Annotated in this window: 19 protein-coding genes; 9 read left to right on the top strand and 10 right to left on the bottom strand. The window is 68.1% G+C overall.

Features of this window, described 5'->3' with window-relative positions; all coding sequences use genetic code 11:
* Positions 1-104: 104 nt before the first annotated feature.
* Positions 105-1,319 carry a lipase family protein gene (locus EBN03_RS20270; RefSeq protein WP_122189628.1) on the top strand — a complete coding sequence of 405 codons (1,215 nt, stop codon included), beginning with the start codon at positions 105-107 and terminating at the stop codon, positions 1,317-1,319.
* A gap of 259 nt (positions 1,320-1,578) precedes the next feature.
* Positions 1,579-3,582 (top strand): hypothetical protein, encoded by a 2,004-nt coding sequence (locus EBN03_RS20265; protein ID WP_147471645.1) that lies wholly within the window; start codon positions 1,579-1,581, stop codon positions 3,580-3,582.
* On the opposite strand, the gene EBN03_RS20260 is transcribed toward EBN03_RS20265, so the two are convergent.
* On the bottom strand, positions 3,583-4,020 hold the full coding sequence (locus tag EBN03_RS20260) for a nitroreductase family deazaflavin-dependent oxidoreductase (RefSeq protein WP_122189721.1): 438 nt from the start codon (positions 4,018-4,020) through the stop codon (positions 3,583-3,585). It lies immediately after the preceding gene.
* A 137-nt stretch (positions 4,021-4,157) separates the two neighbouring features.
* On the opposite strand from EBN03_RS20260, the gene EBN03_RS20255 reads away from it, so the two are divergent.
* Complete coding sequence (locus EBN03_RS20255) at positions 4,158-4,706, top strand: hypothetical protein (protein ID WP_122189626.1); 549 nt, start codon at positions 4,158-4,160, stop codon at positions 4,704-4,706.
* On the opposite strand, the gene EBN03_RS20250 is transcribed toward EBN03_RS20255, so the two are convergent.
* On the bottom strand, positions 4,703-5,791 hold the full coding sequence (locus EBN03_RS20250; protein ID WP_122189625.1) for an NAD(P)-dependent alcohol dehydrogenase: 1,089 nt from the start codon (positions 5,789-5,791) through the stop codon (positions 4,703-4,705). The two genes, EBN03_RS20255 and EBN03_RS20250, sit on opposite strands and share 4 nt — an antisense overlap.
* A gap of 274 nt (positions 5,792-6,065) precedes the next feature.
* Between EBN03_RS20250 and EBN03_RS20245 the strand changes: the two genes are divergently transcribed.
* From EBN03_RS20245 to EBN03_RS20225, 5 genes are all read left to right on the top strand, one after another.
* Complete coding sequence (locus tag EBN03_RS20245; RefSeq protein WP_122189624.1) at positions 6,066-7,187, top strand: phosphotransferase family protein; 1,122 nt, start codon at positions 6,066-6,068, stop codon at positions 7,185-7,187.
* A gap of 5 nt (positions 7,188-7,192) precedes the next feature.
* The gene (locus EBN03_RS20240) at positions 7,193-8,296 is read left to right on the top strand and encodes a hypothetical protein (RefSeq protein WP_122189623.1); all 1,104 of its coding nucleotides are present in this window, start codon (positions 7,193-7,195) and stop codon (positions 8,294-8,296) included.
* 400 nt (positions 8,297-8,696) lie between these two features.
* The gene (locus tag EBN03_RS20235) at positions 8,697-9,377 is read left to right on the top strand and encodes a DUF899 domain-containing protein (protein WP_122189622.1); all 681 of its coding nucleotides are present in this window, start codon (positions 8,697-8,699) and stop codon (positions 9,375-9,377) included.
* 101 nt (positions 9,378-9,478) lie between these two features.
* A complete protein-coding gene (locus EBN03_RS20230; RefSeq protein WP_122189621.1) occupies positions 9,479-10,555 on the top strand; it encodes a Fic family protein in 1,077 nt (358 codons plus the stop codon).
* An 83-nt stretch (positions 10,556-10,638) separates the two neighbouring features.
* Positions 10,639-10,926 (top strand): colicin immunity domain-containing protein, encoded by a 288-nt coding sequence (locus EBN03_RS20225; protein ID WP_158675687.1) that lies wholly within the window; start codon positions 10,639-10,641, stop codon positions 10,924-10,926.
* Between the two features lie 10 nt (positions 10,927-10,936).
* On the opposite strand, the gene EBN03_RS20220 is transcribed toward EBN03_RS20225, so the two are convergent.
* On the bottom strand, positions 10,937-11,326 hold the full coding sequence (locus tag EBN03_RS20220; RefSeq protein WP_122189619.1) for a DUF2510 domain-containing protein: 390 nt from the start codon (positions 11,324-11,326) through the stop codon (positions 10,937-10,939).
* 155 nt (positions 11,327-11,481) lie between these two features.
* Between EBN03_RS20220 and EBN03_RS20215 the strand changes: the two genes are divergently transcribed.
* The gene (locus EBN03_RS20215; RefSeq protein ID WP_158675686.1) at positions 11,482-12,375 is read left to right on the top strand and encodes a patatin-like phospholipase family protein; all 894 of its coding nucleotides are present in this window, start codon (positions 11,482-11,484) and stop codon (positions 12,373-12,375) included.
* Between the two features lie 60 nt (positions 12,376-12,435).
* Here the strand turns inward: EBN03_RS20215 and EBN03_RS20210 are convergent, their stop codons facing one another.
* The 7 genes from EBN03_RS20210 to EBN03_RS20180 form a co-directional block, all read right to left on the bottom strand.
* Complete coding sequence (locus EBN03_RS20210; protein WP_122189617.1) at positions 12,436-12,975, bottom strand: LpqN/LpqT family lipoprotein; 540 nt, start codon at positions 12,973-12,975, stop codon at positions 12,436-12,438.
* A gap of 170 nt (positions 12,976-13,145) precedes the next feature.
* Positions 13,146-14,336, bottom strand: a complete 1,191-nt coding sequence (tuf, locus tag EBN03_RS20205) for an elongation factor Tu (RefSeq protein ID WP_122189616.1) — start codon at positions 14,334-14,336, stop codon at positions 13,146-13,148.
* 116 nt (positions 14,337-14,452) lie between these two features.
* Positions 14,453-16,555, bottom strand: a complete 2,103-nt coding sequence (gene fusA, locus EBN03_RS20200; protein ID WP_122189615.1) for an elongation factor G — start codon at positions 16,553-16,555, stop codon at positions 14,453-14,455.
* 189 nt (positions 16,556-16,744) lie between these two features.
* A complete protein-coding gene (gene rpsG, locus EBN03_RS20195; protein WP_122189614.1) occupies positions 16,745-17,215 on the bottom strand; it encodes a 30S ribosomal protein S7 in 471 nt (156 codons plus the stop codon).
* A complete protein-coding gene (gene rpsL, locus EBN03_RS20190; RefSeq protein WP_122189613.1) occupies positions 17,215-17,589 on the bottom strand; it encodes a 30S ribosomal protein S12 in 375 nt (124 codons plus the stop codon). The genes rpsG and rpsL overlap by 1 nt, the downstream gene beginning before the upstream one ends.
* A 307-nt stretch (positions 17,590-17,896) precedes the next feature.
* Positions 17,897-18,496, bottom strand: a complete 600-nt coding sequence (locus tag EBN03_RS20185; protein WP_122189612.1) for a DUF3558 domain-containing protein — start codon at positions 18,494-18,496, stop codon at positions 17,897-17,899.
* 74 nt (positions 18,497-18,570) lie between these two features.
* Positions 18,571-19,098, bottom strand: a complete 528-nt coding sequence (locus EBN03_RS20180; protein WP_122189611.1) for a DUF3558 domain-containing protein — start codon at positions 19,096-19,098, stop codon at positions 18,571-18,573.
* Between the last annotated feature and the right edge of the window lie 28 nt (positions 19,099-19,126).

Below are 19,126 nucleotides of genomic sequence, written 5' to 3'. Positions count from 1 at the left end.
TGATATCGCCGACACAAAAGCGCGTGTCGCGCGACATATCGGGCGACGGTCGCTTGGATCCCTGGGGACATCCGACACCGAACGCAATTCGGGAGACCATTCGCATGAAGAAAACTCGGGCATGGTTGTACGGGATCGCCGGTGTTCTCGGCGGTCTCGCGCTGACCCTCCACACCGCGCAACCGGCGATCGCGCAACCGTGCTTCGCGGCCGCCGACCCTGACCCCTTCTTCGCCGCACCCGGCGATATCGGCGATTTCGCCCCCGGCGACGTCATCGACTCCAAGGGCATGCCGCCGATACCGGCGTTGCCCGGGGTGGGCGTGACCCTGGTCAAGTTCCGTTCCTCCGACTCGCACGGAAATCCGATCGCCGCTACCACGACGGTGCTCACCCCGCCATGGCGCGCACCCGGATCGCCGCTGATCTCGTATCAGGCGTTCATCAATTCGCTGGGTTCGCAGTGCGGTGTCTCGAAGGCGATCTACTCGGGAGACCTGGCCAGCGGCATCCGTGAGGTGCCGATGTTCAACCTGTGGCTGGACCGCGGCATCACGATCGCCTTGCCGGACCACCTCGGCCCGACCTTCGCTTACGGCGCAGCGAAATTGGGCGGGCAGATCACGCTTGACGGCATTCGTGCCGTGCAGCGCGACCCGCAGTTCGGGGTCGCGAACGCGCCCACGGTGCTGGCCGGATATTCCGGCGGCGGCATGACCACCGGGTGGGCCGCCGCCCTGCAACCCAGCTACGCCCCCGACCTGCACCTGGCCGGCGCGGCATTCGGCGGCGCACCCGAGAATCTGGTGGAGATGATGAGCGGCATAGGGTACTCCGCGCATCCGGCGTTCGGTCTCGCGTTCGCCGCGGCGATCGGACTGGAACGCGAATATCCCACCGAGTTGCCGATCAGTGAACACCTCAACGCGCTGGGCCGCGATATCGAGGCGCAGATGTCCAATTCCTGTGTGGGCCAGCTACTCGCATTGGGCGCCGGGCACAGTGTCACCGATTTCGCCACCGACACGACGCTCGCCGACGACCCCTCGGTCCTCGACGTGTTGAACCAGAACAGCCTCGACCAGTACCCCGGGACACCCGCCATCCCGATCTTCGAATGGCACTCGCCCAACGACCCGTTGCTGCCGGTGGACGCGATCGAACGGACCGACGGGCGCTGGTGCGCGGCCGGTGTTCCGGTGACGACACTGCAGTTCCCGATCGGCGAGCATCTCACGACAGCGGTTTTCGGATTTCCGGAGGCGTTGGCCTGGATCGAATCCCGGATCAGCGGCGTGCCTGCGCCGTCCAACTGCTGAACCGGGCTACGGCCCTGCCGTCGTCGGCTCGCCTGGTATACGGTGGGCCGACGACGGGAAGGTACAAATGACGGGTATGGATGCCGATTTCGCCGATTCCGGAGAATGGCGACACGCCCGTCTACCCGACTCGCACCGCGCCGACAGCCGGCCGGCCACCGGAGCCGGATCGACCGGCCGTCCCGACCCGGCTTACGCCGACGCCCTCTGGGCGATGACCGACCCGAACGCACCGAGCCCTTCCAGGACACCAGTTTTCATGTCGCCCTCCCCCGAATCCGCCGTCCCGTCGCCGCAGGACTCGTCCGTCGACCCGAGCTGGGGCGGGCTGGACATCGTGTCGCAGTGGACGGCTCCCGCAGCCGAAACCTCCACCACCACGAGCGGATTCACGGGTTATTCCGCGCCGCCGGCCATTTCGGAACCGCCGAGCGGGCGCCGCGCCGCCCCCGAGCGCCTGTCCGCCCCGCCGCTGCCGACCCGGACACCGCACGAGACGGTGATTCCCGAACCGGCCGGCCGGTTCGCCGAGGTGCCGCGGCCGATCGGCACCGAATCCACCGGCACCGCACCGCAACGCGCGGTGATGTCGGACGTATCCCGGCCGACGGTGTCGGAGGTGCCGCGCGCCCTGCCCGGCGCCGATTCGGCCTACGGCCTGCTTGCCGACGCGAACCGGAGCATGCTGCCGGATTCCGGGGGCCACGGTGTCGCGTCCGCCTACTCGGCGCCGACGGCGTTCCCGGAGCCGGCGCTGACCGTGCAGCCCGAGCTGCCCGCGGCCGCCGAGTCGCCGCTGACCAGGTTCACCGAGCCGCCGCGCGTGTCCGGGGCCACTCCCACCGCCTTCCCCGAACCCGTTCGGGCACTGACCGAAACGCCCGCGATCACCTGGCCGGAGGAGCAGTCGGCGGCCACCTGGACGCCGCGCCCGCTGTCGGGTCTCACCACGCCCGACGCGGGCCACACCGAGATACCGGCGGCCGCCGAGCCCGCGAACCCGGCGGCCCGGTTCACCGTGCCCGACCGCCCCGAACTGCCCCGGCCCACACTGTCGGGCCCGATCGAACCGGACGTCTCCTCGACCTCGATCACCGACTCGAACCTCCCGGTCTACCGCGACCCGGCTCGTGACGCCGTGGATGTGGCACTGCCGGTGCGGGATTCGAATGCGCGACTGCCTCGCGCGGCACGTGGCACGGACACCGGTGTCCCGCGGCTGTCCGGGCCGGGCCGGGCCGACGCCGAGCCGGTCCAGCGGGCCGCGGAGTCGCGACTGACCGAAACCGGTTGGCCCGAGCCGGTTTCGCCGGCGCCCACAGTCGGGTCGGCCGGGTTCACCGAGCCCGCGACGCCGGCGGCCGCGGAACCGTTCGGCAGCTCGCTGTCGGCCACGGGCAGTTCGCTGCCGCAGTCGACGGCAAGCTCCTTGCCGCGGCCGGAGCGCAGCGTGCCGTCGGCCGTCGAGGGCCTGCTCGCGTCGGAGCCGGTCGAGTCCACGCCGCCGCAGCCGGTCGGAACCGCACTGCCGCAACCGATCTCGGGTTCGCCGTCTCAGGCGAACGGCAGCTCGTTGCCCAATTCGAACGGCAGCTCGCTGTCGAGTTCGAACGGCAGCTCGCTGCCGAGTTCGAACTCCGGCTCGCTGTCGAGTTCGAACACCGGCTCGCTGTCGAGCGCCAACGGCAGCTCGCTGTCGGCGGCGAACGGCAACTCGGTGCCGCGGCCGGACCGGGGCGCGCACGCGGATTCGCCGCGCGCGGTCACGCCCGAGGCGGCCGGGCGGCCGATCATCCGCCGGCACCAGCCGGTCACCACCGAGCCCGACCGGGCGACCGAGCCGGAGCGCACGTCTGAGCCCACCGACACCGATTCCGTTGCACAGCCGGTGGTTACGGCTACGCCACGATCGGAGACCGGCGGCAGCCGGCACGCTACCCCGAGTCGGCCCGCGTTCTCCCCGACCGTCCACCCCGCACCGGAGCCGTCGTATCAGACGACGGTGCCCGCCATGCCGGTCGTGCCCGACGAGACCGAAGATCCCGCGACCGTGGACATGCGGCTGGTGATGCGGCTGATGGTGGCCAGCAACGCGTTGATCGCGGCCGCCGACGCGGCACCGGCCAGCGACCCGGCCGTGACCCCGGTGGTCAAGGCCGCCCACCAGGCGCACGCCGCCGCGGTGGATGTGGTGTCGGCGTGGTTCGGTGGCCGCGGGCAGATGCGCGAGTTCGCCGCGGCGCTGCTGGCCGCGACGGAATAGCTAGCGCGGGTTGCGCGGTCGCAACACGACGACGGGGATCGGGCGCGAGGTCTGCGCCTGGTACCCGTCGTAGCGATCGTGGTTGTTGTCGTTGACGATCCGCCAGCGGCGCGCGTACTCGACGTCGCCGGGCAGCTCGATACTCGCGGTGGCCTGGATCCGGCGGCGGCCGATCTGGATCACACACTCCGGGCGGGCCTTCAGATTGGCCAGCCAGCCCGGGGGTTTCGCGGCACCGCCGTTGGAGGCGACGACCAGATAGGCCTCGCCGTCGCGGGCGTAGGTCAGGGCGTTGGTGCGCGGCTTCCCGGTCTTGCGGCCGACCGTGCGCAACAACAGCGTCGGGTTCCCGAACAGCAGCCGGTGACCGAGCAGGCCGTCGGTGGCCTCGTAGATCGCCTGGTGGACTTGCAGGACCTTGCCGAAGAGACTCGCCATGCCGACACATTCTGCCGTCGGCGGCGGGCCGCGCATCCTGCCACGCCGGACGTGCACCTGACATTCGACGGGAACCGGGCAACGGCGCGCCGCGTCAGACCGGGAGACAACACCACCGACGACTCCCGGAGGGTGCAGTGCCACACCAGAGCCGATCGACCGCGCAGCGGACCCTGACCGCCGTCGACTTCGAGGTCTACCTGCTGATGACGATGCTGTGCCGCGCCGCCGCCAAGTCCGCGGCCCTCACCCGCCTCGGGCTGACCCTCGACGACGGCCGCCGGATCAGCGACGCGGTCCGCGTCCATCTCGACGGCAGCCCGAGCCGGTTCGCCGCGGTGGCCGAATTGTTGGGCCTGGCGCCCACCGCGTATCTGCTGCACACCGAATCGTTGCGCCTGTGGCCGGATTTCCGGCTGCTGCTGGCCGCCGGACGGCACGGCACCCTGGCCTACGCGACCTTCACCCGTGCCGCCGGCGTGAGCACACAGCTACCGCCGCCGTCTGCGCTGCGACCGTGGAGCACGACGCGCGACGAACTCGCCGCCGCGTACGGTCCGCTGCGCACCACCGATCACTGTCCGCCCCACGAGGCGTACACCTTCCAGCACGCCGCGGGCACCTGCACCGCGACGTTCAGCTGGGGGCTGCTGATGGAACTGGACGCCTCGGGCGCCGAGTCCTAGAGCACCAGAACGGGTTTGATGGTGCTGCCGGACTCGGCGTCGTGCACGGCCTGGTTGATCTCCCAGAACGGGTAGGTGCGGATGACCTTCTCGATCGGGAACTTCCCGGCCCGGTGCCAGGCGATCAGCTGTGGAATGAATTCCTGTGGGTCGCAACTACCTTCGATGCAACCCCGCACGGCCTTGCCGTTGCCGGTGAGGTGGCCGATCTCCAGGTCCATGGTGGGCTCGCCGAGCCCGACCAGGACCAGGGTGCCCATGGGGGCCAGCGCCTGCAGCGCAGTGGCGATCACCGGGTTCAGTGCGGTGGTGTCCAGGGCGAAGGTCGCGCCGCCGCCGGTCGCGGCATGCACTTGGGCCACAACATCTTCGGCGGCGCCGTCGATGACGGTCGAGGCGCCCAGCTCCTTGGCGACGGCCAGGCGTTCGGCGGACAGGTCGACGGCGACCACGTTCTCGACGTCGAGGGCGCGGGCCGCCAGGAGCGCGGACATGCCGACGCCGCCGACCCCGAAGATCACCACGGAATCGCCGGGCCGGGGCCGCATCACGTTGGCGACCGCGCCGGCGCCGGTCTGCACCCCGCAGCCGAACGGCGCGTAGGTGACCAGGTCGGTGTCGCGGTCGACCACGACCACGTTGCGCCGCGAGACCAGGGCGTGGGTGGCGAAGCTGGACTGGCCGAAGAAGGCGCCCATGACGCGGGTGCCGTCGATACTGAGCGGTGAGGTGAAGTCCGCGCGGCCGCCGGAGGTGTTCAGGATGACGAAGTTCTCGCAGTACGACGGCAGCCCGCTCGTGCAGCGGGAGCAGTCGCCGCAGCTGCTGTAGGTGAGCAGGACGCGGTCGCCGGGCCGCACGTCGGTGACCGCGGAGCCGACCTGTTCGACGATGCCGGAGCCCTCGTGGCCGAGCACGATCGGCAGTTCGGCGGGGAACACGCTCTTGGTGACGAGGTCGGTGTGGCAGACACCGGTCGCCACGATGCGGACCAGCACCTCGTCGGCGCGCGGGTCTTCCAGAGTCACGGTTTCAAATGCCAGGGGCGCGTCGGCGCCGCGGGCGACAGCAGCGGTGATGTCCATACTTCGTAGCTCCTCTACGCCGGATCAACGTCCGGGCGACCGTCCTATCCTAGACCCCGGGTCTAAGATTTTCTAGAACTTGTTCCACGAATTTTTCGCGGGTAAAACACACTAAGTGCCACCGGAGAACCGGCAAGCCCAATCGGCGAAAGGCACGGAAATGGAACACGTTCCCAAATAGCCGTGCCGGTCCGCGCAGCCGCCGCCACCGGCAGCGTTCCCGGATTCCGGCCCGCCTCCCGCAGGTCGCTTTTTACGAGGAGTTCAGACACCGATGTCGACCCCGGACCACAGCTGGAAACTCACCGTTTCCGACCGCGACGACGACACCGTCGCCGCCCGCCTCGTCGAATGGCTGGCCACCCGGGTCGGCTCGGACGCGCCACCCCGGCTCACCTCGCTCACCAAACCGAAGACCGGCGGGATGTCCAGTGCCACCCTGCTCTTCGACGCCGAATGGGAAGCCGGCGGCGAGACCACCGGCGGGTCCTTCGTCGCCCGGCTGGCCCCGGAGGCCAGCTCGTTCCCGGTGTTCGAGACCTACGACCTGGCCGGCCAGTTCGCGGTCATGACCGGGGTCGCGGCCGCCACCGACATCCCCGTACCCAGCCTGCACTGGCTGGAGACCGACCCCGACGTGCTCGGCTCGCCGTTCTTCGTGATGAGCCGCGTCGACGGCCGGGTCTGCGAGGACAATCCGCCGTACGTGTTCGTCGGCTGGGTCTTCGACGCCATACCCGAGGAGCGGCTAGAGCTGACCCGGCACACCGTCGACGTCATCGCCGACATCCACGCGATCGGAGATCCGGCCGCGAAGTTCCCCACCCTGGACGGGCCGGGATCCGGTCTGCGCCGCCACTTCGAGGCCCAGAAGGCGTGGTACGACTGGGCGCTCGCGCGCGACGGCTACCGGATTCCGTTGCTGGAGCGAGCCTTCGACGTACTGGAACACTCCTGGCCGACGGAATCCGGTGCGGACGTGCTCAATTGGGGCGACGCACGCCCCGGGAACATCCTCTTCGACGGCTTCACCCCGGCCGCGGTACTGGACTGGGAGATGGCCGCGATCGGGCCGCGCGAGCTCGACCTGGCCTGGCCGATCCTGATCCACCGCTTCTTCCAGGACATCTGCACCCGCTTCGACCAGCCGGGCCTGCCGGACTTCTTGCGCCGCAGCGACATCGAGCGTCTGTACACCGAACGCACCGGCCACGTCCCGCAGGACCTGGACTGGTACCTCACCTATGCCGCGCTGCGCCACGGCATCGTGATGGCCCGGATCAAGCGGCGCATGATCCACTTCGGCGAGGACACCGACACCGCCGACCGCGACGACTACGTCATGCACCGCCACCTGCTGGAGAGCCTGCTCGACGGCACCTGCGAATGGGATTGAGCCACATGATCATCGGACCGCTGGACGAATACCCGATCCACCAGGCGCCGCTGCCGATGGCGCGCGCGGCCACCAGTGACCGGAACTTCTACGACCGCAACTACTTCAACGCCATCGACACCGTCGACGACACCATGCTCGTCACCGGATTCGGCGTGTACCCGCACCTCGGCGTGGTCGACGCCTACGCCGTCGTGCGCCGCGGGAACGCTCAACGCGCGGTGCGGTTCTCCGACGCGCTCACCCAGCGCGGGCTGGACTCGGCCGTGGGCGGCTACCGGATCGAGGTCGTCGAACCGCTGCAGCGGGTGCGGGTGATCTGCGAGCACGAGGACCTGGCCTTCGACCTCACCTGGGACGGTTCGTTCCCGGTCGTCCAGGAGGAACCGCACCTGATCGTCACCGGGATGAACCGGCCGATCATCGACGCGCAGCGGTTCGCGCAGGTCGGGACCTGGTCGGGCACGCTGGCGGTGGAAGGCACCGACTACGCCGTCACCCCGGACCGGTGGATCGGATCCCGGGACCGCTCGTGGGGCATCCGGCCCGTCGGCGAGGCCGATCCCGCGGGCCGGCTGGCCGACGAACCCGCGGGCGGCTTCTGGTGGCTGTACATGCCGCTGCGCTTCGACGACTACACGATCACGATCATCATTCAGGAGAACCCGGACGGGTTCCGCACCCTCAACGACGCCACCCGGGTCTGGAAGGACGGGCGGGTCGAGCAATTGGGCTGGCCGCGACTGCATTTCACCTACAAATCCGGCACCCGCATCCCGCTCGGCGCCCGGGTGGAACTCACCACCCCGGACGGCAAACCGCTCGAACTCGAGGTCACCGCACGCACTTTCGTGGCGCTGCACGTCGGCGCCGGGTACGGCGGTGACCCGGACTGGCAGCACGGACAGTGGAAGGGCCGGGGCTGGTCGCAGTCCCAGGCGTACGACCTCACCGATCCGGCGCTGACCGGGCGGATCCCGTTCGGCGTGATCGACCATGCGGCCTCCGCGCGGTGCGGTGACGACGTGGGCGGCGGGCTGTTCGAACACGCCAGCATGGGACGGCACGACCCGAGCGGGTTCGCCGACTGGGGTTCGGTCGCACCGTAATCGAGGCACGGCCGCACCGATCCGGTTCGGCGGCAGGCGATCCGGTCCGACCGCCCCACATGGCTCGGCAACAGCCGATCTCGTGCGGACGGAACCAATCGAGTTCTGCGGCTATGCAATACGTGTCGAGAGTGACCGAACTGGTTCGACGGCAGCATAATCCGAGTCGGCAGCATCCGATCCGATTCGTCGGCCCGCGACGCCGCATGCTATCCGGTGTCGGCTCGGGCGGGGGGCCGAAGCGCCCAGGTCGAGCCCATGTTCGAGAAGTCCTTCACTGCAGGTCGACGGGCGGGGCCGGAGAACTACCAGCACAGGTAGGCCGCCCGCACCGACGAATTCGCGGCGCCGGCGTCGTCTACATCGGTAGTCCATGCCGTACCCCACTCCGGGAGGTCCCATGACCAGCACCGCACTGCCCCCGATCGTCGACGCCGAGACCTGGCGGCGCGAACTCGACGCCCTGCGCGTCCGCGAGAAGGCCGCCACCCGCGAACTCGACGCCATCGCCGCCCAGCGGCGCCGGCTGCCGATGGTGCAGCTGCCCGACTACGTGCTCGAAGGCGCCGACGGTCCGATCCGGCTGGCCGACATCTTCGACGGCCACTCGCAGCTGATCGTCTACAACCACATGTGGTTTCCCGGCGAGGAATGGCAGTGCCCGGGCTGCACCGGATACACCGCCCAGTTCACCCGGCCCGAGTTCCTGGCCAACTACGACGCGCGGTTCGTGGTCGTCACCCAGGGCCCGATCGACGAGGCCCTCGCCTACCGGCGCCGCGTCGGCAACAAGCTCCCCTGGTACTCCACCGCGAACAGCCCGTTCGGCGCCGACGTCGACGCCCCGCCCGGCGGCGGTTTCGCGGTCAACGTCTTCCTCCGCGACGGCGACACCGTCTACCGCACCTGGCACACGAACGGCCGCGGCACCGAACAGCTTTCCCACGCCTTCGCCCTGATCGACGCCCTCCCGTACGGCCGCCAGGAGGTCTGGCAGGACTCGCCGGAAGGCTGGCCGCAGAGCCCCACCTACAGCCGCTGGGCCGGCTCCCAGGACATCGCGAAGCTGTACGGAGAGTAGATACCTACCCGATGTGACAAGAAACTTTGCATGTCCCGATGTCATGTAAAGAAAGCGAGAAAAACTTTACATGAGCATCTCCATGTGCAAAGTTTCTACGCATGACGACCTGGCGGCCGGATATGCCATACAACGACCTACCAGCAGTTCCGCGCGACCAGATGGAGACCCACACCACCCTGAAGGCCGCGATCGCCGCCAACAAGGCCCTCGCGAAACTGGATCAGGCCGCGAAGGCAATGCCGAACCCGACCGTCCTGATCAACACGATCCCACTGCTGGAAGCCCAGGCCAGTTCGGAGATCGAGAACATCGTCACCACCACTGACGCCCTCTTTCGCCACGTCGAGGACGAAGCTAACGCCGACGGGGCCACCCGGGAAACCCTCCGGTACCGCCGCGCCCTGCGCATCGGGTACGACCACATCCACGATCGGGGTCTCACCACCTCCACCGCGATCGAGGTGTGCAGCACGATCAAGGGCCGCGAGATGGCGTTGCGCTCCCTCCCCGGCACCCGCATCGCGAACCCAGCCACCGGCGCAGTCATCTACAGTCCCCCTGAAGGGCGGGACATCATCGCCACGAAGATGGGCGAGTGGGAACACTTCATTCACACCAACGATGACATCGACGCCCTGATCGTCATGGCCGCAGCGCACTACCAGTTCGAGGCCATCCATCCGTTCACCGACGGCAACGGCCGAACCGGGCGAATTCTCAATGTCCTGATGCTCTGCCACGCCGGCCTGCTCCATCTGCCGGTGCTCTATCTCTCGCGCTACATCATCGACACCAAGAAGCAGTACTACCGATGCCTCAGTGCGGTGACCGCCGAGTCCGCGTGGGAGCCATGGTTGCTATACATCCTCGAAGGTGTCACCCGAACGTCCGAGGCGACCGTGCGCAAGATCGACGACATCCGCAACCTTCAGGACGACTTCGCCGCACGCGCCCGGGCCGCTACCAAAGGCGGCGCCGACTCGGAGTTCCAGGCGGCGCTCTTCGAACAGCCTTACTGCAGAATCGCCACGGTGATGGACCGCTGCAACGTTTCGCGACCCACGGCAACCAAGTGGCTGGCCACACTGGCCGATGCGGGGATGCTGCACGACAGGCGGGTCGGCAAAGACCGGCTGTTCATCAACCGAGAGTTTCTCCAGGTCCTGACGGCCTGACGGACCCGAGGCGCCATCGGCTGGCGACCGCACTCGCGCGCGGATGCTGTCGAAGGTGACAGTTTCGGGGCAGGATGGAAACCATGTCCACGAGCGCAGCGGTGCAGCAGATGCTCGACCGGTACGAGGAAGTGATCCGCCGGTTCGTTACCGGGGAGACGACCGCAGACGAGTTCGAGTCCGACTACCGGCAGCTGTTCGCGAACGACCCGGAGAAGGTCGAGAGCAGTGAGCACCAGGCGCTGGAGGGGCTGGCCGCGGAGGTGGACGACTATATCTCCGATCCGGAGACCAGGGATCAGATCGGCGGGCTGGACGGCGACGCGCTGCGGGCGTGCGCGCGGGCGACGTACCGGCGGCTGTACGGCTGAGTGTGCCGGCTCAGTGCGGGAACAGCAGGAACGGCGCGGCGACCGCGGCGATGGTGCCGACGATGGCGGCCGCGCACAACGGTTCGCGGCGCTTCACCGCCTGGATGGACAGCGAGATCGGGATCAGGCCGAAAATCACGAAGTGCGTGTAGTTGTCGACGACCAGGTACACCAGGCTGACGACCACCGCGACGATCGACAGCCGGCTGCGGTCCCAGAACTGCCCGGACGGTTCCGCGGCCCGGTGCCGGCTGGGCGCGGGCTGCGCCGGGGCGGGCCTGCTCTCGTCGGTCCAGGCGTAGCCGTCCCAGCGCCGCAGGTCGGTCGGCCGAGCCGGGTCGGGATACCAGCCGGGCGCCATGAACTGGTGGCGGGTGCCGTCCTGGCTGTGGGTGCTCATCTCGGGTGACCTCCGGGTCGTCGTCCGTACTGCTCGATGGACGTAGTCAACCCGGCGGGCCTTGCCGCTTCCTTGCGAAATCCCAACGACGCGACAGGGGCGAAATTCGACAAGTTCTTGACATCAACCGGGGTCGAGGTCTTACCGTTACGACCGTGAGCGACACATCGAATTCCGCAACCGGCACACAGCCGAATGGCACGAAACTAGCACTGCCACAACAGGATTCATCACTGCACGACCGCGCCCTGGTGCTGGGGCCAGGTGGCCCGGTCGGCACCGCGTGGCTACTGGGCCTGGCGGCCGGGCTACGGAAACAGGGAATCGACCTCGGCGCCGCGGATGCCGTAGTCGGCACATCGGCCGGCGCGATCGCCGCCGTCCTGCTCACGCGCGGAGTGGACCTGTTCGACCACGCCGACCCCACCGCGACCTCCGCCGAAAAGGTTGCGCTGGTAATCGATCCGGCAGCGATGGTGGCCGCCTTCGGCGCCGGGCAGGGGCTGGCCGACGGTGACGACCCGGTGCGGGTACGGCAGGAGATCGGGCGAATCGCCAAGGGCGCGAACACGAGTCCCGCGACGGAACGGATCGAGCGGTTCGCCGCCGCCTACGGCACCGGCCCCTGGCCCCACCCCGGCCTGCTGATCCCCACCGTCGGCGCCGAAGCCGGTGTCCCCGTGGTGTGGTCGGCCGCCGACGACGTACCGGCACACCTCGCGGTAACCGCGAGCACCGCAATGCCCGGCCTCTCCGCGCCGATCCCGATCGGGGACCGCACCTACTACGACGGCGCCTTCCGCAACGGCTCCAACGCCGACCTCGTAGCCGCCGCAAAGACATTGGTGCTGATCGAGCCTATGGCCCACCTCTTCCCCACCCCGGCGCCGGAGGGTCCCGCCACCGTGCTCCGGATCGGCCCCGACACCGCATCCCGCACCGCGATCGGCCCCGACCTCAACGACATGGCCCGCTGGCCCGCCACTTTCGCGGCCGGCCTCGACCAAGCCGAGAGCGAGGCAAGCGCATTGCGCGCGGTGTGGAACTGAGGCGCCGCCCCGCGCGACCGCGGCGAGACGCCGCGATCGACGCCCAGCTGAGCGTGTCGCCTAGGCGCCCGGCACTACTTCGGGAACCCCGATCTCCAACCGGTCCACCAGATCCCGGACCTCGTCGGGCACCGGCTCGTCCCCCCGCAACACGGTCACCGTGAACTGCACCAGATGCTGCACCCCCGCCACGTCCACGAACGCATACCGGGTAGCCGCCCACAGCCGGTGCGGGGCGAACAGGTAGGTGCCGGTGATCCGGGCCGACGGAAACCGCTGGTAGTCGGCGTAACTGGCCGACTCCTCGACCCATTCGGGCAGGGTCGCGGCCTCGTTCAGGGCCCGGGTCAGCGCGCCGCGGGCATCGACCGGCGCGGACAGCCGGCCGACCGACAGCAACGCGTTGTCGGCCCATTGCGCGCCGGGTACCGGCGCGGCCGCCCACACCGCGTACACCAGGTCGTCCGGCAGCCCGGTGATCGGCCCCCAGCCGGCCGGGACCGCCACCCGCAGGTCGGGTGCGCCGGCGGTGGCCGGGTGGACCGCCTCCGAGGCCACGCCCTCCGCGGCGAAGAATTCGGCCAGGGTGTTCGACGTCATCAGTTTCTCTCCTCAGGTTGCCCGACTACGCAACCAGCCCGAACACGCCCGCGCAACCGGGGGCGGGCACTTGTGGATCGATTCGCCGGAAGTTCACCAGTCGTCCATACATGCGAAAAGGGCCGCTCCCCAAGGGGAACGGCCCTCTTCAGACCAGAGGTCTCAGATCATCACTTGACGATCTTGGTAACCCGGCCGGCGCCGACGGTACGACCACCCTCACGGATGGCGAACCGCAGACCCTCGTCCATGGCGACGGGCTGGATGAGCACGACGCTCATCTCGGTGTTGTCGCCCGGCATGACCATCTCGGTGCCCTCGGGGAGGGTCACGACGCCGGTCACGTCCGTGGTACGGAAGTAGAACTGCGGGCGGTAGTTGTTGAAGAACGGGGTGTGGCGGCCACCCTCGTCCTTCGACAGGATGTACGCCTGGCCCTCGAACTCGGTGTGCGGGGTGGTGGTGCCGGGCTTGACCACGACCTGGCCACGCTCGACGTCCTCACGCTTGATACCACGCACCAGCAGACCGACGTTGTCACCGGCCTGGCCCTGGTCGAGCAGCTTGCGGAACATCTCGATACCGGTGATGGTGGTCTTCGTGGTCTTCGGACGGATGCCGACGATCTCGACTTCCTCGTTCACGTTGATCACACCACGCTCGACACGACCGGTGACGACGGTGCCACGACCGGTGATCGTGAAGACGTCCTCGATCGGCATCAGGAACGGCTTGTCGGTCTCACGGACCGGGTCCGGGATCGACTCGTCGACGGCGTCCATCAGGTCCTCGACGGACTTGACCCACTGCGGGTCGCCCTCGAGCGCCTTCAGACCGGAAACGCGCACGACCGGCGCGTCCTCGTCGAACTCCTGGGAGGCCAGCAGCTCGCGGACCTCCATCTCGACCAGCTCGAGGATCTCGTCGTCGTCGACCATGTCGGCCTTGTTCAGCGCGACCAGGATGTAGGGCACGCCGACCTGACGGGCGAGCAGCACGTGCTCACGGGTCTGCGGCATCGGGCCGTCGGTGGCGGCCACGACCAGGATCGCGCCGTCCATCTGGGCGGCACCGGTGATCATGTTCTTGATGTAGTCCGCGTGGCCCGGGGCGTCGACGTGCGCGTAGTGGCGCTTGTCGGTCTGGTACTCGACGTGGGAGATGTTGATCGTGATACCACGAGCCTTCTCCTCCGGCGCCTTGTCGATCTGGTCGAACGCGAACTTCTGGTTGACGTCCGGGTACTTGTCAGCCAGAACCTTGGTGATAGCCGCCGTCAGCGTGGTCTTGCCGTGGTCGACGTGACCGATGGTGCCGATGTTGACGTGGGGCTTCGTCCGCTCGAACTTCGCCTTCGCCACTGTTGTCCTCCTGGACTGTTGGTGCTTGCTTGCGCAGCAGTGCGTTTTTTATTTACAGGGGGTCGTTCCGACTCCCGGCGCCGGCCCGGACGCTAACACGTCCGGGCCGAGAGCAATTACTCGCCGGTCGCCTTGGCGATGATTTCCTTCGAGACGTTCGCGGGAACCTCTGCGTAGGAATCGAACACCATGGAGTAGTTCGCGCGACCCTGGGTCTTCGACCGCAGGTCACCGATGTAGCCGAACATCTCCGAGAGCGGAACCAGCGCCTTGACGACACGGGCACCACTGCGTTCCTCCATGGCCTGGATCTGGCCACGGCGGGAGTTCAGGTCGCCGATCACATCGCCCATGTAGTCCTCGGGCGTGATGACCTCGACCGCCATGAGCGGCTCGAGGATCACCGGACCGGCCTTGCGGGCCGCTTCCTTCAGGGCCATCGCGCCGGCGATCTTGAACGCCATTTCCGAGGAGTCGACCTCGTGGTAGGCGCCGTCGAGCAGCGAAGCCTTGACATTGACCAGCGGGTAGCCGGCGAGCACGCCGTACTGCATGGCGTCCTGGATACCGGCGTCGACCGAGGGGATGTACTCGCGCGGCACGCGACCACCGGTGACCTTGTTCTCGAACTCGTAGGTCGCACCGTCCTCGCCGACGAACGGCTCCAGGGCGATGATGACACGAGCGAACTGGCCGGAACCACCGGTCTGCTTCTTGTGCGTGTACTCGTACTTCTCGACCGACTTGGTCAGGGTCTCGCGGTAGGCGACCTGCGGCTTACCGACGTTGGCCTCGACCTTGAACTCCCGCTTCATGCGGTCGACCAGGATGTCGAGGTGGAGCTCGCCCATACCGCCGATGACGGTCTGGCCGGTCTCGGCGTCCAGCTTGACCGAGAAGGTCGGGTCCTCTTCGGCCAGCTTCTGGATCGCGGTGCCCAGCTTCTCCTGGTCGGACTTGGTCTTGGGCTCGATCGAGACCTCGATGACCGGGTCCGGGAAGGTCATGGACTCCAGGACGATCTGGTTCTGCGGGTCGCAGAGGGTGTCACCGGTGGTGGTGTCCTTCAGGCCGATGACCGCGTAGATGTGGCCGGCCACGGCCTCGCCGACCGGGTTCTCCTTGTTGGAGTGCATCTGGAACAGCTTGCCCAGCCGCTCCTTCTTGCCCTTGGTCGAGTTGATGACCTGGGCACCGGACTCCACCTTGCCGGAGTACACGCGGACGTAGGTCAGCTTGCCGAAGAACGGGTGCGCCGCGATCTTGAACGCCAGGGCCGCGAACGGCTCGTCGGAGCTCGGCTTGCGGACCAGGACCTCGTCCTCCTTGCCCGGGACGTGGCCCTGGGTGGACTCGACGTCCAGCGGGGAGGGGAGGTAGTCGATGACGGCGTCGAGCATGGGCTGCACGCCCTTGTTCTTGAACGCCGAACCGCACAGCACCGGGTAGAGCTCGGAGGCGACGGTCATCTTGCGGATGGCGCCCTTGATCTCCTCGACCGAGAGCTCCTCGCCACCGAAGAACTTCTCCAGCAGCGCCTCGTCGGACTCGGCGACGGTCTCCATCAGTTCCTGGCGGTAGATCTCCGCCTGGTCCTTCAGGTCCTCGGGGATGTCGATGACCTCGTAGGCCTCACCGAGCTTGGTCTCGCCACGCCACACCTTGGCGTTGTTCTCGACCAGGTCGACGATGCCCTCGAAGGAGTCCTCGGCGCCGATCGGCAGCTGGATGACCAGCGGCTTCGCGCCCAGGCGGTCCTTGATGGTCTGGACGGTGAAGTAGAAGTCGGCGCCCAGCTTGTCCATCTTGTTGACGAAGCAGATACGCGGGACGTCGTACTTGTCGGCCTGCCGCCAGACCTGCTCGGACTGCGGCTCGACACCTTCCTTACCGTCGAAGACGGCGACGGCACCGTCGAGCACACGCAGCGAGCGCTCCACCTCGACGGTGAAGTCGACGTGACCCGGGGTGTCGATGATGTTGATCTGGTTGTCTTTCCAGAAGCAGGTCGTCGCGGCGGACGTGATCGTGATGCCGCGCTCCTGCTCCTGCGCCATCCAGTCCATGGTGGCGGCGCCATCGTGGACTTCACCGATCTTGTAGGTGATACCGGTGTAGAAGAGGATGCGTTCAGTAGTGGTGGTCTTACCGGCATCGATGTGCGCCATGATGCCGATGTTGCGGACCCTGTTGAGGTCGGTGAGCACGTCCTGTGCCACGGAAATCTTCCCCGCTCTGTCTGTTAGACGCTCAGGCTTAGTTGGGATTGGCCAACAATTTGTTCAACGCCGGGTGCGGCGCCTGCGTTGGTTCCGCAGGCATAGTGCCGCACCCGGCAGTGACTCGCCTCCCGGCCGTTCCCCGTCACAGGAGCGCTGTGCGCCCGATCAGGTGGTCCGGGAGCCGGTTCACCAGCGGTAGTGCGCGAAGGCCCGGTTCGACTCGGCCATCTTGTGAGTGTCCTCACGACGCTTCACCGACGCGCCGAGGCCGTTGCTGGCGTCCAGCAACTCGTTGGCCAGACGCTCGATCATGGTCTTCTCACGGCGCTGCCGCGAGAAGTTCACCAGCCAGCGCAGCGCGAGCGTGTTCGCGCGGCCCGGACGGACCTCGACGGGCACCTGGTAGGTGGCGCCACCGACACGACGGGGCTTGACCTCGAGGGCCGGCTTGACGTTGTCCAGCGCGCGCTTCAGGGTCACGACCGGGTCGGTGCCGGTCTTCTCGCGCGCCTGCTCCAGCGCACCGTAGACGATACGCTCGGCGGTCGACTTCTTGCCGTCCAGCAGGATCTTGTTGACGAGCTGGGTGACCAGCGGGGACCCGTAGACCGGGTCGTTGATCAGGGGGCGCTTCGGAGCGGGGCCCTTGCGTGGCATTAGCTATTTCCCTTCTTGGCGCCATAGCGGCTGCGGGCCTGCTTGCGGTTCTTCACACCCTGGGTGTCCAGCGAGCCGCGGATGATCTTGTAGCGCACACCGGGGAGGTCCTTCACACGACCGCCACGCACGAGCACCATCGAGTGCTCCTGCAGGTTGTGACCCTCACCCGGGATGTAGGCCGTGACCTCGACCGCGCTGGTCAGGCGAACACGCGCGACCTTACGCAGCGCGGAGTTCGGCTTCTTCGGGGTCGTGGTGTACACGCGGGTGCACACGCCACGACGCTGCGGGCTCCCCTTCAGGGCCGCAGTCTTGGTCTTCGCGACCTTGTCGCGGCGACCCTTGCGGACCAGCTGGTTGATGGTTGGCATAGACCGGCTTTCCTTATTAGTAACCAGGTGTCTGGAATGTCATCTGTAGGTCTTCATCGAGCTTTCACCCGGCGACCCGATTCACGTTCCACGCGCCCCGGGGTCGGGCGTGTCGCGCGCAGGTCAGCGGCCCGATCGCGGGCACGCTGAGGAGGTCGGCCGCTTTCGCTGGCTTACGTCCTGCACACGAGCTGCCCGACAGCTTCCGGGCACAGCGATCCACGATACCCGCACGCCCGAACCGGGGCAAAAACGGGGTGCCGTCGACCCCGAATCCGCCCTGGTGACCGCCGTCCCGCGCGACCCCTCAGCGCGACAGGTTCAGCGTCAGTTCGGCCAGTTTCGTCGCCGCCGCGCACGGGTCCGGGCCGCCCGGGCTGTAGTTCACCCACCAGCCGATGATGCCCGTGTCGGGGGCCGGCGCCATGATCCCGCAGGATGTCGGATCGTTGGGCCGGCGCACCTGCAGCGACCGCCGGCCCTGCACGGTTGTGTCGGAGGTGGTGTAGCCCAGCCGTTCGTTGTTCTGCTTCTCGATGGTCAGCGAGCCCATCTCGTACCAGTTGAGCGTGGCCATGCCGTCGCCGCCCGGTACCCCTTCCAGGTCCCACATGCATACCGCGCCGTTGAACTCGCCCTGCACGGCCTGGGCGCCGACGGCCTTGACCATCTCGGCCTCCTGCACCACCTCGCACTCGTGCAGCAGTTTGTCGAAGTCCATCGAGGTGCCGCCGCTGCCGCCGGCGGGCAGCGCGGTGCCCTGCACCGTCTTGCCGCAGCCGGACACCGTGACCGCGAGCACCGCGGCCACCGCCAACAACAGGGCCGGTCGCAGCCGCCCGCGCGCACCACCCGGCCGGGCCGGCGTGCCGTGTGCCGTCACCTGGCTCCCCTCTCGTTCGCTCATCGCTACGCCTCGCTGACGCTCGGCTCCGCGATGCGCGAGGCGCGCTGGCCACATGATTCGCTCACTTCGTTCGCTCACTGCAACCGCTGCACCGTGAGTGTGGCCAGGGCCAGGTTGCGCGCGCACGGGTCGGCGTGGGCGGCACCGAAGATGCCCGCCGAGGTCGACCATTCGAAGAAGTCGTCGCCGAGCTGCACGGCCAGGTCGCACACCATGCCGTTCTCGCTGGCGTCCTTGAAGCCCGGCTTGCCGGCGACCTCGATGTTCTCCGGATTGCGGCCCTCCGAGGTGACCCAGGCCTTCTCCCGGCCGATCGGGCTGCCGCGGTAGGAGGCGAAGGTCACGGTCGGCCCGTCGAGGCCGCCACCGGACCAGTTGCAGCCCACCGAGTTCTTGAACGAACCGGTGATCGCGCCCAGGCCGCCCACCGTCTTCACCTCGTCGTCGGTCACGTGCCCGCACTCGCCGACGAACGGGCCCAGCGTCGCGACCTTCAGCGGCGGCTTCACCGCCGGCTGATTGTCGGTGGATCCCTGCGACCCGCACCCCGCCGACAGCACGACGACTGCCGTCCCCGAGACGATCGCCGCCATCAATCGCATGCCTGGCACTCTACCTACGATTCGCGGG

It is taken from the genome of Nocardia stercoris, from assembly GCF_003696265.1.
Classification (GTDB): domain Bacteria; phylum Actinomycetota; class Actinomycetes; order Mycobacteriales; family Mycobacteriaceae; genus Nocardia; species Nocardia stercoris.
The sequence above is the reverse complement of the archived record's forward strand: the minus strand, read 5'-3'. Positions and strand labels throughout refer to the sequence as shown.